Below are 16,969 nucleotides of genomic sequence, written 5' to 3'. Positions count from 1 at the left end.
TTCTGTACTCGGAAATTTTCTCAGAGGCTCAATCTATAATTATTTATATCGATGATATTATAATAAAAAGTGATTTAAGACGCATCTTTTCCATTGATAAATTATTACTTTAACTTTTTATGGTTAAATTTATTAAATATTCCATCAAAAGATGAATATTATTTGAAAAATAAAATAAATATTTTAAGCGTTATAAATTTGTATACAATTTTTGTTTAGTATAATTGATCGTAAAAAAGAATAATTTATAACTATTATTTTTATGTTTTTGGTTTGAGTTGTGTCAGTCAAAATTGACCGGACAAGATCTACGTAATATATAATTTTGTACCTTATTTAGGGGATGTCATTGATAAGAAACTTAATTTAATTTTGGATTTATCCTTATGCTACTTTAGGCTGGCAATCGGATTGCACAGGATCGATTTATTTGTTTGACTTTTTAGCGCTGAGGAATAAAAAGGTGGCTGGTATTTGAGAAATTGAATTCAATTACCACGGTATGATTAATTATTTAAACGAGATTTGGCTTATATAAAAAGCCTACAGCAAATAACCCAATGATTTTAAAGTATTAACTCAATAAAGCGATAGTAAGTGGTATTAGATGGAGTAGATGTAATAAACTGTGGTTTTCCAGCAAAAATTCTTTTTGTAGATTTATTGGTTTGGTGTGATGTAAAAAAGAAAGATTCATTAGAGCTCTTTTATTCCATAGTATTGCATGTATTTATGGTTTTTGGTATGTATGATAGATTGTGTAGGAAAGGTATGTACATCATTAAAAATGTTTTTCCCTGTTCAAAATTTAATGCTAAATCCATATAAAAACAGCATATAAATCATGTGTTTATGATATATACCATTATATTTCATGTCATGAATTAGTTATTGTTTTTTATGTAGATAGAGATTAATATTTTATATGATAATGATCATGCTGACAAAGGAGTAGTAATGTTCTTAAATATTCTAAAAGGTTGTTTTATTTTTAGAGTAGGATTATTTATCATATTGATGATGAGTGGCATATCAAATGTGTATGCGGTTGTTTCACATCCTATCCCTACATTGCGCAACCAGTTTTCCAAGTGGTCTGTATATCAGTATTCAGATTTAAATAAAACGGTTTGTTTTGCACTTTCTGTTCCTAGTGTTTCAGAGCCTTTAGAAGGTGTTAAACATGGGGTTAATTTCTTGATTGTTTCATTGAAAAAAGGACATAATGATTCATATCTTCCGGAACTGGTTATGGATTATCCTTTAGATGAAGAAACAATGATTTCTGTTGAGGTAATCGGTAAGTATTCTAGTGGGCAAATATTTAAAATGAAGCCTCGTAATAATAGGGCAATATTTGAAAAAAGATTTGATGATGATATTCTTATTCAGGCAATGAAATCGGGAAGAGCACTAAGTGTGTCTGCAAAGTCTAAACGTGGAACAAATACGCATTATACTTTTTCCCTCGAGGGTTTATCAGATGCTTTAGCAGATGTTCCTAAATGTCAGTAATTACTATTTTCCTTTTGTCATCCAAGGATTATTTGATATGATCTCGTGTCGTAAAAATTTAAGTTGTAGAATTATTCTTTATTTAAAATAATTCATTTTTTAGGATAGTTTACAATGAATCTATTGAAAAAAAAATCCGTAATTGGTATGACGCGAGAAGAGCTGGAAGGTTATTTGCTTGAAATAGGCATTTCTCCAAAACAAGTAAAAATGCGTATATCGCAGATTTGGAAGTGGATTTATGTTCAGGGTGCACGTGATTTTCAGATTATGTCTGATATTTCAAAGGAAGTACGTCATTTTTTAGATCAGCATTTTAGTATTGTTTATCCAGAAATTGTTGATGAAAAAATCTCTTTTGATGGAACACGTAAATGGCTGTTACGTTTTCCTGCGCGTTGTTCTGGTGGCCCTGTAGACATTGAAACAGTTTATATTCCGGAGAAATCACGTGGTACCTTGTGTGTTTCCAGTCAAGTAGGGTGTTCTTTAACGTGTTCATTTTGTTACACGGGTACTCAACAATTAGTACGCAATCTTACAGCAGAAGAGATATTGCTACAAGTTCTTTTAGCGCGCGATCTTTTAGGGGATTTCCCAGGATGTGAAGATGTTGAAGGAATATTACCATTAGTAGGGCGTAAGGTTTCTAATATTGTGATGATGGGCATGGGGGAGCCTCTTTGTAATTTTGATAATGTAAAAAAAGCTCTATTAATTGCCAGTGATAGTATGGGACTCTCTTTTTCAAAACGTCGTATTACGCTGTCTACTTCTGGATTTGTTCCTAATATTGCGCGAGTTGGAGAAGAAATTGGTGTGATGTTGGCTATTTCTTTGCATGCAGTCAATAATGATCTTCGGAATATTTTAGTTCCTATCAATAGAAAGTATCCTCTGGAAATGTTGATAGATGCGTGTCGTAGTTATCCAGGTTTATCAAATGCAAGGCGTATTACTTTTGAATATGTTATGCTTAAAGGTATTAATGACAGTCCTAAAGATGCAATTAATCTTATAAAAATTCTTAAAGGCATTCCTGCAAAAATAAATCTTATACCATTTAATCCTTGGCCAAGATGTGATTATCTTTGTTCTGATCAAAAAGATATTGCAATATTTGCTGAGTGTATTAAACGCTCTGGATACTCATCACCTATTCGTACACCACGAGGATTGGATATTTTAGCAGCGTGCGGTCAATTGAAATCTCTTTCTAAAAGGCCTTTGAAGGTACATAATAAGGAGATGAAAACAGCATAACGTTCTTTGTTATAATAAATTTATCAAGGTATCAGATGGTTGTTACGTACCTTTTAAAATATTGATATGACGATGGTAGACCTGATATGCGATGATAAAAGTTTATTAATTATCATACTTTATTCCGTTTTCTGAGCATCATTTTTTAAACGCTGTGCTGGGAAAAGAATAACATCTCGAATGGATGGAGAATTGGTCAATAACATGATCAGGCGGTCTATGCCAAGACCTAATCCACTTGCTGGAGGCATGCCATGAGCCATTGCGTCTAAAAAATCTTCATCGAGAATTGTGTGTTCTCCACGCTCATGGGATTGTTTAACTTGTCGTTCCATACGTATGCGTTGCTCTACTGGATCATTGAGCTCGGAAAAAGCATTACATATTTCCCATCCATTGCAATAGGTTTCAAAACGCTCTACTAAACGTTTTTCTCCCTCTACTTCTTTCGCAAAAGGTGATACATCTTTAGGAAAATCGATAATATGCGTTGGATTCAAAAGGTTTTTTTCGATTTTTTCTTCGAAAATCGTCATCATGACTTCGCCCCATAATGCGTCTTCTGCAACTGATATTCCAATATTTCGTGATGCAACGCGTGCTTCTTGATCACTATTTAAGCACATGAAATCAATTCCTGTTTCTTCCTTAATTAATTGTGGCATAGATTTACATGTAAATGGTGTTTTGAAAGAAATAACTTTTTCCCCGAATGGAATGTCTGTTGTGCCGTAAAGATTCATAACGAGATTATAACAAATATCTTCTACTAATTTTATCATGTCGTGATAATCGGTATAGGCCCAATAGGCTTCTATCATTGTAAATTCTGGATTATGCCTAGAAGATATTCCTTCATTACGAAAATTACGATTTAATTCAAATACTTGATCTGTCAGTCCTGATATTAACACGCGTTTAAGATAAAGTTCGGGTGCAATACGTAGATACATATCGGATTTTAGAATATTATGATGAGTGACGAATGGATCAGCAGTAGCTCCTCCGTAAATAGGTTGTAATATGGGGGTTTCTACTTCCATAAATCCTTTTTTTTCCATAAAATGGCGTATCTGGGAAATAATATTGCTTCTTTTTTGGAAACGTAATTTAGAATCTGCGTTGCTTATAATATCAAGATATCTTTTGCGATAGCGGATTTCGACATCAGCTAATCCATAATAATTTTCTGGAATCGATTTTAATGCTTTGGTGAGCATTGTTATTTTTTGTGCGTTAACCGTGAGTTCACCACGTTTTGTACGACGTACTTGTCCTGTGATTCCTATAATGTCACCGATATCAATCATAGGTAATAAATTCTGTGAATCTTGATCTGTTGTGTTTTTATGAGTAAAAATCTGCACTTTACCGCTTGCGTCATGAATATCCATAAACATTCCAGAATTACGAGAAGAATATACACGTCCAGCAACCGTAATGACATCTTGCGTTTTTTCATCGTTTTGAAGATGAGCATATTTTTCATTGACCTCAGCATTGGACAAATCACGATGAAAATGGGCAGGATAAACTTCTTCTAAAGATTGCCGCAACATATTTAATTTTTGAGAGCGAACTTCGATAGCATTGGAAGATAAAGGTATATTACTCATTTTATTTCTTTTTTCTTATTATTTTGAACTATAGAATAAACCAATGTGATTGCATTTCTGAGGCGGAAATAAACAACAGAACGTCCTAAAATCTCTATACTATCAAAAAGTGGCAAAGAATATTTAGAACCCGTTATAGTAAGGAAAAGAGGTTTAACTACAACTTTAAGAGGTTTTTCTTTATTTTTGGCAACATTGCGCAATGCTGTCTCGATATTTTCTCTTTTCCAAACTTGGATACATTCAAATTTTTCTTGCGTATCTTTTAGAATATCTACAATTTCTTTTGGATCAAGAGCAATATTGTTAAAAGAATCCTTTGTTAAATGAAGATCAGATTTAAACAAGAAATCTGTCATTTGAGGAAGATCCGATAGGGTTGTAATGCGAGATTGTGCAAGCGTTAATGCTTGCGTCAAGCGATTTTTTTCTTTCACCCATTGTGATACGCGAGATATAAATTCTGTTGTAGAAAATTTTTCTCGTATCCAACGACCATTTAACCAGTCTAACTTTTGTTGATCAAATACAGCTCCTGACTTTGATAAGTTATGAAGATTAAAATGATGAATGAGTTGTTGCATATCCATTAATTCATTTTCCTCTTCTTTTTTACAAATGAACAAAAGAGCAAGAAAATTAATAAGAGCTTCTGGCAAATATCCCATTGCTGAATAATAGGAAATGGAAGTAGGGTTTTTACGTTTGGATAATTTAGATTTATCAGGATTTTTTATGAGAGGTAAATGAATAAATTCTGGAATATGGAAGTTTAAATATTGATAGAGGAGTATATGTTTAGGAACTGAAGAAAGCCATTCTTCTCCTCGTGCGACATGCGTTATTTTCATGAGATGATCATCAATAACATTTGCTAAGTGATATGTTGGCATTCCATCGGATTTTAATAAAACTTGCATATCAATAGCATTCCAAGGAATTTCCATTTTCCCGTATACTTTATCATGGAACACACAAAATCCTTGATGAGGAACTTTAAGACGTATTACATGTTGTTTTTTTTCTTTTAATAGATTTTCTACTTCTTGATCTGATAGTTCAAGACAACGGCTATCATATCTTGATGGAATATTCATTTTCCGTTGGTAATGACGCATTTCTTCTAATCTTTCTGCAGTGCAAAAACAGCGAAATGCAAGTTTTTTATCTAGAAGACTTTGTACATAAGGTTGATAAATATCTTTGCGTTCTGATTGACGATATGGTCCATATTTCCCGCCTATATCAGGTCCTTCATCCCAATTAAGGCCACACCAATTTAAAGATTGTATCACTGCATTTTCGGATTCTAACGTAGAACGTTTACTATCGGTATCTTCAATACGAAGAATAAATTTTCCTCCAGTGCTTTTAGCGATGAGATAATTAAAGAGAGCTGTATAAGCAGTTCCGATATGAGGTTCTCCAGTAGGAGAAGGAGCAATACGTACGCGCACGTCAGGAGAAGGAATCATGTTTTTTGTCTTTCAACATTAATAATCTCAATCTTAATGATGTTAAGTGAGTATTATACTTTCAGTCAAGAGTTTCAAAATAAAAGATGAAGAAATAGTATCTGATTGTGTGAAGGGATATATTACTCAATTATAATATAAATTTAAATTCTAAAAGATATTTTGAATATGACATATTATCATACGAATTTTTCTCATGAACTCTTTTATTAATAACTATCTAGACCAAGGAATAATCAAATAGTATATTATAAAGTATGCAAAAGGAATCATTTTTTTTAAAGAAAAATAATCATATTTGCTATGTGTCATCTCCACTATGAAAAATTTGTTAATATTGATTATGTTACAATTATAAAATAGATATTTACAATCTACAATATCTATTTAAATTATCTTTTGCGATTATCTGCGTTTTTAGGGGAATTTTTATGCTATTTACAACAGTTTATGCACAGTCAGATGTTACTTTAATTCCTTCTGTAACTTCTCCTTTAGAGATGGCTGTTTTGTTTTTTTTGTTGGTAGTTGTGTGGTATTTTTTAGTTATTCGTCCACAACGTCAACAGTTCCAAAGACGTGCAGAAGCATTGCGTAATTTGCGTAGGGGAGATTCTATAGTTACATCTGCAGGAATTATAGGGAAGATTACAAAGGTTATTGATGAATTGGAAGTTGAAGTAGAAATATCCGAAAATGTTCGTGTTCGTGTTATTCGATCGTTTATATCTGATATTCGTTTAAAATCTGAACCCGTATAAGTTCTAGAAGCATTAAGAGAAATAATATTCTACTATTTATTCTCAAACGATTAATTGTGAGATATTGCTGATTAGTTTATACAATATATATAAGATCAGATCTATCGGATAACCTCAGCTTGTTTGTGTCGCGGATGATTTTTTCCACTGCTTCATTACGCATCTGTTGCCCCCATCATTAGTTTAACTTTCGCCCTTACTTGCTTGGTTGTAATATGGGCCAATCTTATTTTGTAAAGATAAACACTACTAATACTGTCGTGTTATTTTACATGCTATATCTTATATTCTTTTACTAAATCTTTGGTTTGAGGTATAAATAAAGTATGGATACAGAAACTAAGGCCACATTGAATTGGAAGGAAATAGGGCAACGATTTAGAGATGTTAGACTAAATCGTGATTACACCCAATTGCAAATAGGAGAAGTAGCTAGCCAAAATAAAGGCGCTATAGCTATGTTTGAAATTGGCGCAAAACCTGCTAGTACTCACTATGCCTTATTCCTACGTAATGAGTTTGGTATATCTTTTGATTGGTTGTATGAAGGTGTTGAAAATCTAAGATCTGAGAAAGATAGAACAACGAAAAAGGCCTTAGATCGCAAATTAATAGGTCAGAGGCTTAAGAGCTTAAGACTAGGGATGGGCCTAACGCAAAAAGAATTTGGTTTAGTGGTCGGCCTAACACACGCAGGAATTAGTAGAATAGAAAATGGAATTAGAACTCCTGAAATCAAAACCGCCCTTAAGATCAAGAGGGCGTTGAATAAGCCACTCGATTGGCTGTATTTCGGAGACGAAGAAATTATACCAAATAGCAGAAAGAAAGGCAGAAGAATGCCAATTCTCAACTCTTGTTCAAAGAAAAAATCAATGAAGGTGTAGATGCTATAACAAGTATAGCTATTGATAGGAATGGTCATGGGGGGCTGATTTGTGATTGTTTACAAGACAATCGCTACTATGTTGAGCTGGTGATGAGACAAGGCAAAGCGGATGAGTCTGACCTTTATAGGAATAGACGCACTGAGTTGTACTTCAAGATTTTAAGATGGCTAGAGAACGGTGCAAGTCTTATTAACAATCCTTTTTTAATACGAGATCTTAAAAATTTAGAGTTGTTTACTGAGCCTAAGACTGGAAAATTAGCTATCGTGGATAAACATAAAAATGGGAATGAAAGCGCTGATTATTCGGATGCTTTATATCTTACTTTTGCGTATCATATAGCTAGAAAAGACAGTTCTGTTTCAATGGTTTCCCGTCCTTTTAAGCTTAAACCTCGCTTTTCTGTATTCAAATCTAGATCTGAGAATTTTGTTATTATGATGGAAAAAGAAAAGAAAATTGACAATTTGTCAGATATTTTCAATGTCTCGAAGAGTAGACATTGTCTACGACTCCAAAAGAAGAAATGATTGAAGATTAATTTATTGGATATTTTAAAAATTTCAAAGCAAAAGAGAACCAGACATGAGAGTAATTGGTGGAAAATTTCTGGAGTATCTATGCTTTTTTTACCTTTTCACCAAGAGATTGACAATGATTTTCCGTCTGATTTGAATGTTGGAGATATTTTAGATCCTACTTTTTCTTCTTGTTGCTCGAAATACGCTGCTATTATTGAGGAGATTGTTACTCCTCACGACAGAAAGTGGCATACACTTTTTCCTATTAGCAAAGAGTTATACGAAAAATAGATGGAATAATATTTTCAAACTATTATTGAGGTATTGCTGATTAGGTTATACAAGATATATCTTGTTGATGTGAGGTATTATGTCATATGATTCTTTTAATTGTACGATGTTATACTGATCTTTTATCCCATACCACGTCGGACAAATTATCTTTTGATAACACGTAATATGTAAAATTTGTTCTCTTATTTTTTGTCGTGGAATGATTAATTGCAGTGAATTATAATAAAATGGTATCAATTTCTCAGCATAAATGGTTTAACGATCCTGATTTAACTCATATTCTTTCGTTGCTTAACCAAGGAAAAGAGAAGTCTTGTATAGTAGGAGGAGCTGTTAGAAATTCTTTGATGAATTTGAGTGTGCAAGATATTGATATTGCAACAACAATTTATCCTGATCTTGTGATGAAAATTTTTTCCAAGACACCTTATAAAGTTATTCCAACAGGTATTCGTTATGGGACGATCAAAGTATTATGCCGTAAAAAATATTTTGATATCACAACTTTGAGACGTGATTTAATTACTGATGGTCGTTATGCTCAAGTTATCTTTACCCGTGATTGGAAAGCTGATTCTTTGAGGAGAGATTTTACAATAAATGCTTTATACGCAGATCAACATGGTAAGGTTATTGACTATGTTGGTGGATTAAATGATCTTAAAAACCATACAATAAAATTTATTGGCAATGCTCATCATAGAATTTTGGAGGACTATCTTCGGATTCTTCGTTTTTTTCGTTTTTTTGCCCATTATGGAGAAAAAAACATTGATTCTGATGGATTGTTAGCCAGTATCAAGACTAAGAAGTGTTTGCAAATACTTTCTTCCGAACGTATATGGTCAGAAATAAAAAAGATACTAGAAGCAGTAAATCCTCTTGATGCAATCATACATATGTATAATGGAAAAATATTCGAAGAAATATTTCTCAACGTACAAGAATCTTCTCTTAATAAGTTATCAAAAGTTATTGAGGGAGAGGAAGTATTTGGATGGAAAGTTGATCCTCTCCTGCGTTTTGCTGTTCTTCTTTCTTTGCGAGACAATGATGCTATTTTATATGTCGTTAATAAATTAAAATTATCGCGTGATATTAAGTATTTTTTGACTTCATTTATTAGTTTTAATGTTCATAAAGAAACACTTTCAATACAGGAAGTTAAAAAAAATTTTTATCTTTATGGTGAAAAGGTAATAATCGCTAAATTAAAGTTTTTTTTAGCCATTAATTATAAAAGTATTTCACATAAAGATACCAGTTTTATTCTTCAGGTATTGTCAGATATCATATCCTGGAAAAAACCCTTGTTTCCATTAAGAGGAGATGATGTTTTACAATATGGTATACCCTCAGGAAGAGAAGTAGGGGATTTGTTATTTCATTGTAAACAAGAATGGATTAATTCTTCTTTTCAATTGTCTCAGAAAGATTTGCTTCATTTTTTGCAAAAATTAATTGCAGATCAGAATAAAAAATGAAAAACCATACGTTTTTGGGTATAAGAGATCTTTTCTATGTATTAGTCAACTAGATGAAGAATAATGTGAAAAAATTGCAGGAGATACAACAGGAAGATCTTTCCTCCAAGCATTATAGTGTAAGTTCCATTGATAGCGCATGTTTCGATAAAAAGGGAAAAAAGTGGATTTGCTTAGTAAGCGACTTTTTTCAATAGAACTATCGTTTGTATTAATAGCTTCATATACAGCTCCAGGTTCTGTTACAAGAGAAGGAATATTGTGTTCCCACCAATGTTTCATATCCATATCGATAGGACGATATATATTTCTACGAATATTGAGAAGATCCGTAGCAGCCTTTTTCCCGATAAAATAACCAGTAGTTCGAGAGGATAATATTCTAGGTTGAATTATATTGAAATTTCCTGGAACTTTGCATAAATAATCTGTTTTTTTAGGTTTTCTGCGTAATGCATCAAATTTTATAATAACATTACTTATATCACATTTGCTTAAATGTAAGATCAATGCGCTAAATCCCTCTTTAAAATCAGCGTCATCTTCTAAAATAATTGCACCTAGAGATGAAGAAGCAGCAATTTTTTTCCAAAGATTAATGTGGCTTATATAACAGCCAATTTCAGGAAGAGATAATAAACGTTTGAATCGGGATTGAGGATTTTGATTATAGAATATTCGTCTACAAACAGGATTATTTTCTCCATATGTGGCATTAAAAAAAGAAAATTGAAGATGAATATGTGCAGCACGATGACAAAATTTTTCACGTCTTTGATGGGAAACAGGAAGGCTAATGACATATACAGGAATCGACATTAATCTTTAAAATCCATAAAAAAATCAATATGAGAGGGTAAACATTTGATTTAAAAAATAATTTAGTAGCTTAATTGGTGTTTAAAGTGCTCTTAATATAGAAATACAATGATTTTACTGATTTTACTATATGCAATAGTATTTTTTAAATGCGAATATTCACTTCTTCAGTTTAATATATTTTCCTTTGTAACAATTTATTTTTTTTATTTGTTGATCACAAAACGCATTACCAACTGCATATGTGTACTGTGTGACAAAAGACTCTATTCGCATTTGAATTATATAACAAAATGAAGTGAGAATGAGATAAATAAAAGCAAGTTCACAGTAGATGATAAGAGGTTGATAAGTAGTAGATACGATTCGCTGTGCTGTTTGAAAAATTTCTGGGATAGTGACAGTAGAAGCAAGTGATGTACTTTTTAAGATAGATATAAATTCACTTGATAAAGGTGCGGCGGATATAGAAATAGTTTGTGGTAACACAATATGACGTACAGTTTGATTCAACTTTAATCCAATAGCATAAGAAGCGTCCCACTGTCCCTTAGGAATGGATAGAATAGAAGAGCGGATTATTTCTGAGATATAAGCAGAAAAATTTAATGTTAGACTGATAATGATGGCTACGAAGGAATCAAAGATAATACCTACGTGTGGTAATCCGTAAAATATTATAAACAATAATACGAGTAGGGGAATTCCGCGGAAAATCCACACGTAGATGTACATGATAAAAGAAGCTACTGTATTTGGAAAAAAAATTCGGACAACCGCTATAAAGAAGCCAATTATGATACTGAAAAAGAAAGAGATAAATGCAATTGGTAACGTAACAACGATAGCAGCATAAAGAAGTTGTGGAAAAGAATCGACAATTAAATTCAACCAATCATATTTCATATCATTTTAGTCCGAAAAAGTGTTTCAGTCATGAAGGGCAAATAGGTATGCTTGGCTTCATATTGTCATCAAAATATTTGTTAAATATTTTTTTGTAAGTACCATCTAGATGTATTGCACACAAGGTTTCGTTAATAGATTTTTTGAGTTCGTCATTGTCTTTTCGTAGCATAAAAGCAATAGCATTGTTGTTTTTTATACGATCAGCAATCTTAAAGAAATGTGCTTCATTAGGACGACGTTCTAAAAAATTTAGAAAAGGAATATCAGGTATCATAGTAGCATCAGCGCGTTTACTTAATAATAATTGTAAAGATTGTTCAAAATTATGACTGAATATTAAGTGGGATGCTAATTCTTTTGTGAATCGAGAAAGATCTGTCCCCAGTATTTGAACCACTTTTTTGTCGGATAGATCTTTAAAAGAATGAATATTCTGTTCATCACTACGTACGATTAATAATAAATTATGTGTGATATAAGGGGTAGAAAAACTATATTTTTTTTCCCGTAGCGGTGTAACAGAAACATTTACTAAAACATCATAACGATTAGTATCGATTCCAGCAATGAGTCCACTGACTGCGGTTTCAAAAAATTTTACTTTTAAATTAAGGCGATGAGCTATTTCTTTAATCAGATCAATATCAAATCCTGTTAGTTCACCTCCGCCGTTTTTAGTATGAAAACTATGGGGAGGATAAATTCCATCTGTTCCAATACGGAGCACGGATTGATTTGTCAGATGAAGAGGGTAGGGAATAAAATAGTAAGCAACGATAATAAATAACGAAGCACAAAGTACATATTTTGAGAAAAATATTTTTCTTAAATGCAAAATTAAACGCTGCATGTATTATATTTCCTATTAATTTTTTTAGTATAGTTAATTAATTCTTATATTTGTATTATTGATGTTTATTGTTTTGCAAAAGAAATATAATTAGATAATTTTATTAAAAATTGTGATTTTTCTTTATACGAATCCATGATTTCAAGTATTTTTTTATTTCTTCGATGTATTTCCTGTTTTACCCATTCCTTACCTTTAATTTTAACACAACTATTATTTTTAGTGGTTGCATTTTTAGATGATTTTTTTGTTGTTTTAAAAGAATCATCGGCAAAATCGAGCAAGTCGTCAACTAATTGGAAAATAATTCCTAAATTTTCTCCAAAACAACGTAGTCTTTGTTTTTCTTCTTGACTTGTATTTGCAATAATAGCCCCTGCCTCGCAAGCAAAGCCCATGAGTTTTCCTGTTTTCATTTTTTGTATCATGAACATTTGTTTTTCATCTATAAATTCATCTTGAATATCTAGCATTTGTCCACCGATCATGCCTTGTAATCCTATATTGCGCGTTAGCGAAAGCATTAATTCAGATCGAGCTTTATCGTCCAATTGAGTTTCTGGAGAACAAATGATCTCAAATGCATAGGTTAACAAGCTATTCCCAGCAAGAATGGCTGTTACTTCATCATATTGAATGTGTACTGTCGGCTTACCACGTCGAGTATGTCCATTGTCCATTGCGGGAAGATCATCATGAATAAGAGAATAACAGTGTATACACTCGATAGCAGCACCAATGCGTAATGCTGTTAAATAATTTGTTTTAAATAATGAAGCGCATTCAGTGACTAAAAATGCTCGTATTTTTTTTCCTCCGCAGAGGGCGTAACGAATTGCAGAGAGTAACCGATCATTATGCTGTGTTTGCATATGACATGATGTGTGTAATAATAACTCATCTAATATTTTATCTATTATTGTGGAATTTTTTTGTAATTTAGACAGTAAATCATCGTTCATTGATTTGTCCTATCCCTTTGATTTATTAGACAATCTATTTTCAGACATACAATGAAGAAAACATGAGAGATATTTAGAAATTGTTAGATAACTTTGCAGTTAAAATTTTTTCCAGATCATTATGCACATTAATATGGCTTTGAACATTACTATTAATATAAATCAATATATTTATATCATTTGTGATTTGTTATTATAGAGATGCACAAATAATTTTTTTATATTATTTAGTTTTTGTTGTAAATTATAAAAAATGAATTTTCATAGACAATAAATTGTCTATGATAACATTTCACTCATTGTACATACATCAATATTTTTCATAGAAAATCACAGTTTTTTAAAAAAAAATTATTTTGTAAATTAAAAATCACAATTATTTGGTTTTTATTTTGTTAAAAAGATTTTTAAATGTATTTTTTAAGCAGATTATTTTTTTACTTTAAAAAAAATATCTTTTCTCAAAAAGCAAATTTCTCCATTATTTTTTCTTTGATTATTATATTGTTTCTGACGGTTACAAGCTTTTTGATATATATTTTGGATTGGTATTATAAGAAAACTTCTATGGACCATGCCAATAATTCTGCTGTTTTGGCTGGTGCATCAAAAATGGTGTCAAATTTCAATAGATTAGGGTACAATTTTTCAAATCATGCAAAAAGGCTTTTAATCGACGATGTAAAAAAGTTTATTAGAAATCATGTTAAAGAAAATTTGATTCAAAGTTCTAAGGCATTTTATCGAGAAGAAATACAGAACATTGTAAATAATTCTAATGTTATGATCGCTCAGCAGAAAAATGATCTGAAAAATTATTCTAGTTTACAAAACAATATTTTTAGTGTTTCAAATAATAAAATTTTTTATCATTTAGATGTTACAACATCTTATGACTATCGTTTGCAACTTATAGAAAATATTTTTCATCATAGATACAGTCATAAAATTTTATCTTTTGTTCCTGCTATGTTGACGATAGATACAGGAGAACCCCCTAATTTTTTGATAGAACTAGTTCTGGATTTTTCTGCTTCAATGCTTTGCGGGATGGATTCTGATCTAGAAACCGAAGATTCGGATTCTGTTTGCCAAAAGAATAAAAACTCTAAAATAACAGCACTAAAAAATGCGGTTCTTCAGTTACTTGATGCAATAAATTATTCCAATGCACAACAACAAGTATACATAGGATTAATAGGATATACAACTCGTGTCGAAAAGAACATAAAACCATCGTGGGGAACGGAAAAAATACGCCAATACGTTTCTAAAGATATGGATGCTCTATCAACTGGATCAACTGATTCAACTCCCGCAATGGAGACGGCATACCGAATAGTGACTGCTGATAAGAAGAGATCTTTTTGGGTTAATCTTTTTCGTGAGAAAGTAACAATTCCTTCTCTTGATTTTCAGAAATTTATTATACTTTTAACAGATGGCGAAAATAACAAGCAAAAAAATGATGTTGATACTATTAAAATATGCGATAAAGCTAAGAAAAATTCTGTAAAAATAATAACTATATCTCTTAATGCTTCTCCTCAAGGAAAAATATTTTTAAAAAAATGTGGAAGTTCCTCTGAATACCATTATGATGTCAAAAATAATGCGTCTCTTTTACGAGTCTTTCAGGATATTTTTCGAGTGATTGTTCATAATAAATATCAAGTAAGAGTCAAAGGATAAATAATTTTTCTATTTATTCTCTAATCGTTGAGATGTTTTTTATTATAATACAGAAGATAATTTATTTTTCTACATCTCAATAAGGTGTTATATAAAATATATAATAAAAAAATAACTGTCATATACAACGATATATTTTTGATATAATTATTTTGATAATAATTAGCTTGTTCTATGAACAGTGATGATTTATATTGTTTGAAATAAGTAAAGGGTGTCAATGGTATTTAAAAATTTCAATAAAATTATCTTAAGTGGTAGAAATCTAGTTATTTTTATTGCTTTTATAGATTCTACTATTTTGTGGTATTATCATAGTAGCCATATTGAATTCATGATAGATTCTATCATGAATCTATCATTGGTTCTGTTAACCATCATATTATATCGACCGATGAGTAATGTGCGTTTTTTTGCCCTTTTATTTATATACGTAATCATTATTCTTCGGTTTATTTTACTGATTAAAAACATTTGATAGAGAAAAATGTGGTTTAATATAACCAGATGTATTCCATAATTTTAAACTGCATATTGGGTGGAACACTGTTGAAAAAGAATGTTTTTATTTTGCAAGGATCTATTCGTTAGGTGCGATCTTCACAACAATTTCTTCTTTTATCATATTTTTTATTTTATTAAAAATACCGAGTAATTCTTGACCATTATTCGCAATAAAAAAATTTTTTGGAGAATTAGCACATTTGAGTAATAGGTCTTTTCCTTCTGGTGGGGCAGCAACGCTTACGCAGTAGATTTTTATGGATTCTTTACGTAACTGTTCACATGTCGCAAGCGTTTTTCGATCATTTAAGTTAGCCTCAAAGCTATTCTTTCCGTCTGTTATGAATATAACGTATTTTTTCATTGTACCATGTTTTTTGTAATCCATAAATAGATTATTATTCGTCACCTCAGATAATTCGTTATAAGCATTCTCCATTGCAATGGCTGTATTAGTATCACCAGTTGGGTTGATATCACACAATTTATCTTTTATGTAATTTAGATTTAATGTAGGCACGAAATTTTGTTCTATTTTCTTGGAGTAAGAATTAAATCCTATGTATACTGATTCGATGGTTTGTGTATCTTTTTGCATTTCTTGAATATTGGTAATAAGATTCCAAGCGGATTCTATGAGAATGTCTACCTTTCTATTAGGTGTTCCGGCTAAGTATTGTTTGGATTTACATAGTTTTAGTAATATATTCTCTGGATGATTTGATTTGTTATCATTATAAAACAGTCTTCTCACAAATTTTGGTTTTTTCTTGGCCTCTATCTCATCATTAGAAAATTGGTCTATCATAGAATAAGAGGAATCAAGCACCATTTTTATTATAACATTCTGCATTTTAGAAGGTTTTTCAAGTATTCCAGTACTTATATTTGTTAACTCAATTGCATTTTTTGGAATCAAATTTTTGCAAAAAAATTTCTTGTCAGGTATTTGATACGACGATTTCATTTTCACTATATATCGTGATGGAATGATCGGATCTTTGAGCATGGAAATATTCGTATTATTAGCAATATGTCGCGCATCTTCTAAAAATATTGGTTTTAAATGGCGCTCTAGCTCATTTCGTAATATCTTATTTGTTTTATCTTTTTGCTGACCTATATTTATTACGTTTGGATCTGATAAAATAATCGTACATCCAGAAAGAACAGCAGAATCGATAGAAGATTGTATGTGGCTTCGTAAATATAAAAAATTTGCAATATCAATAGCAAAAGATATAAGAATAACGAACATTGCAATAAAGATTGCTGTCATAATACTAAAAAAACCTTTTATATTCTTCAACAAAAGAAATATATTATCAAAAATTAGATTTTTTATGTAAAAAAACATTGTTTGAACTTTATTCCAACCTTATAAGTTAAATTTTTTACAGATATGATATGTATC

15 protein-coding genes are annotated in these 16,969 nt (G+C 31.2%); 8 read left to right on the top strand and 7 right to left on the bottom strand.

Going from position 1 to position 16,969, the window contains the following annotated elements:
* Window positions 1-957: 957 nt before the first annotated feature.
* Both G293_RS05280 and rlmN read left to right on the top strand, forming a co-directional pair.
* On the top strand, window positions 958-1,515 hold the full coding sequence (locus G293_RS05280; protein WP_047264608.1) for an invasion associated locus B family protein: 558 nt from the start codon (window positions 958-960) through the stop codon (window positions 1,513-1,515).
* A 114-nt stretch (window positions 1,516-1,629) separates the two neighbouring features.
* Window positions 1,630-2,778 (top strand): dual-specificity RNA methyltransferase RlmN, encoded by a 1,149-nt coding sequence (gene rlmN, locus G293_RS05275; protein ID WP_047264607.1) that lies wholly within the window; start codon window positions 1,630-1,632, stop codon window positions 2,776-2,778.
* 119 nt (window positions 2,779-2,897) lie between these two features.
* Here the strand turns inward: rlmN and lysS are convergent, their stop codons facing one another.
* Together lysS and gltX are read right to left on the bottom strand one after the other, a co-directional pair.
* Complete coding sequence (gene lysS, locus G293_RS05270; protein WP_047264606.1) at window positions 2,898-4,394, bottom strand: lysine--tRNA ligase; 1,497 nt, start codon at window positions 4,392-4,394, stop codon at window positions 2,898-2,900.
* A complete protein-coding gene (gene gltX / locus G293_RS05265; protein WP_102030488.1) occupies window positions 4,391-5,869 on the bottom strand; it encodes a glutamate--tRNA ligase in 1,479 nt (492 codons plus the stop codon). The genes lysS and gltX overlap by 4 nt, the downstream gene beginning before the upstream one ends.
* A gap of 431 nt (window positions 5,870-6,300) precedes the next feature.
* Between gltX and yajC the strand changes: the two genes are divergently transcribed.
* From yajC to G293_RS05240, 5 genes are all read left to right on the top strand, one after another.
* Window positions 6,301-6,630 (top strand): preprotein translocase subunit YajC, encoded by a 330-nt coding sequence (yajC, locus tag G293_RS05260; RefSeq protein ID WP_047264605.1) that lies wholly within the window; start codon window positions 6,301-6,303, stop codon window positions 6,628-6,630.
* Window positions 6,631-6,956: 326 nt separating this feature from the next.
* Window positions 6,957-7,517, top strand: coding sequence for a helix-turn-helix transcriptional regulator (locus G293_RS05255; RefSeq protein WP_047264604.1), 561 nt, complete (start codon window positions 6,957-6,959; stop codon window positions 7,515-7,517).
* Window positions 7,487-8,050 carry a hypothetical protein gene (locus tag G293_RS05250; protein WP_047264603.1) on the top strand — a complete coding sequence of 188 codons (564 nt, stop codon included), beginning with the start codon at window positions 7,487-7,489 and terminating at the stop codon, window positions 8,048-8,050. Before G293_RS05255 ends, G293_RS05250 begins: the two co-directional genes overlap by 31 nt.
* A complete protein-coding gene (locus tag G293_RS05245) occupies window positions 8,051-8,332 on the top strand; it encodes a hypothetical protein (protein ID WP_047264602.1) in 282 nt (93 codons plus the stop codon).
* A gap of 215 nt (window positions 8,333-8,547) precedes the next feature.
* Entirely contained in the window at window positions 8,548-9,819 is a 1,272-nt protein-coding gene (locus tag G293_RS05240; RefSeq protein WP_244464388.1) for a CCA tRNA nucleotidyltransferase, read from the top strand.
* Window positions 9,820-9,864: 45 nt separating this feature from the next.
* On the opposite strand, the gene G293_RS05235 is transcribed toward G293_RS05240, so the two are convergent.
* From G293_RS05235 to G293_RS05220, 4 genes are all read right to left on the bottom strand, one after another.
* Window positions 9,865-10,638 (bottom strand): glycosyltransferase family 25 protein, encoded by a 774-nt coding sequence (locus tag G293_RS05235; RefSeq protein ID WP_047264600.1) that lies wholly within the window; start codon window positions 10,636-10,638, stop codon window positions 9,865-9,867.
* A gap of 159 nt (window positions 10,639-10,797) precedes the next feature.
* Window positions 10,798-11,544: an amino acid ABC transporter permease gene (locus tag G293_RS05230; protein WP_083965966.1), complete on the bottom strand. Its 747-nt coding sequence runs from the start codon at window positions 11,542-11,544 to the stop codon at window positions 10,798-10,800.
* A 28-nt stretch (window positions 11,545-11,572) separates the two neighbouring features.
* Window positions 11,573-12,397 (bottom strand): transporter substrate-binding domain-containing protein, encoded by an 825-nt coding sequence (locus G293_RS05225; protein ID WP_047264599.1) that lies wholly within the window; start codon window positions 12,395-12,397, stop codon window positions 11,573-11,575.
* A 65-nt stretch (window positions 12,398-12,462) separates the two neighbouring features.
* Window positions 12,463-13,359, bottom strand: a complete 897-nt coding sequence (locus G293_RS05220; protein WP_047264598.1) for a polyprenyl synthetase family protein — start codon at window positions 13,357-13,359, stop codon at window positions 12,463-12,465.
* Window positions 13,360-13,887: 528 nt separating this feature from the next.
* Here G293_RS05220 and G293_RS05215 point away from each other — a divergent pair.
* Window positions 13,888-15,051 carry a vWA domain-containing protein gene (locus G293_RS05215; RefSeq protein ID WP_244464387.1) on the top strand — a complete coding sequence of 388 codons (1,164 nt, stop codon included), beginning with the start codon at window positions 13,888-13,890 and terminating at the stop codon, window positions 15,049-15,051.
* Between the two features lie 580 nt (window positions 15,052-15,631).
* Here the strand turns inward: G293_RS05215 and G293_RS05210 are convergent.
* Entirely contained in the window at window positions 15,632-16,834 is a 1,203-nt protein-coding gene (locus G293_RS05210) for a Tad domain-containing protein (protein ID WP_158402248.1), read from the bottom strand.
* Window positions 16,835-16,969: the final 135 nt, after the last annotated feature.

Origin of the sequence: Candidatus Liberibacter africanus PTSAPSY (assembly GCF_001021085.1) — a bacterium.
GTDB classification, from domain to species: domain Bacteria; phylum Pseudomonadota; class Alphaproteobacteria; order Rhizobiales; family Rhizobiaceae; genus Liberibacter; species Liberibacter africanus.
This window is presented reverse-complemented; position numbering and strand designations above follow the sequence as displayed.

Coding starts and splice junctions, on each gene's coding strand:
- G293_RS05280 (WP_047264608.1), top strand. CDS start 958: ATGTTCTTAAATATTCTAAAAGGTTGTTTTATTTTTAGAGTAGGATTA.
- rlmN (WP_047264607.1), top strand. CDS start 1,630: ATGAATCTATTGAAAAAAAAATCCGTAATTGGTATGACGCGAGAAGAG.
- lysS (WP_047264606.1), bottom strand. CDS start 4,394: ATGAGTAATATACCTTTATCTTCCAATGCTATCGAAGTTCGCTCTCAA.
- gltX (WP_102030488.1), bottom strand. CDS start 5,869: ATGATTCCTTCTCCTGACGTGCGCGTACGTATTGCTCCTTCTCCTACT.
- yajC (WP_047264605.1), top strand. CDS start 6,301: ATGCTATTTACAACAGTTTATGCACAGTCAGATGTTACTTTAATTCCT.
- G293_RS05255 (WP_047264604.1), top strand. CDS start 6,957: ATGGATACAGAAACTAAGGCCACATTGAATTGGAAGGAAATAGGGCAA.
- G293_RS05235 (WP_047264600.1), bottom strand. CDS start 10,638: ATGTCGATTCCTGTATATGTCATTAGCCTTCCTGTTTCCCATCAAAGA.
- G293_RS05230 (WP_083965966.1), bottom strand. CDS start 11,544: ATGAAATATGATTGGTTGAATTTAATTGTCGATTCTTTTCCACAACTT.
- G293_RS05225 (WP_047264599.1), bottom strand. CDS start 12,397: ATGCAGCGTTTAATTTTGCATTTAAGAAAAATATTTTTCTCAAAATAT.
- G293_RS05220 (WP_047264598.1), bottom strand. CDS start 13,359: ATGAACGATGATTTACTGTCTAAATTACAAAAAAATTCCACAATAATA.
- G293_RS05210 (WP_158402248.1), bottom strand. CDS start 16,834: ATGACAGCAATCTTTATTGCAATGTTCGTTATTCTTATATCTTTTGCT.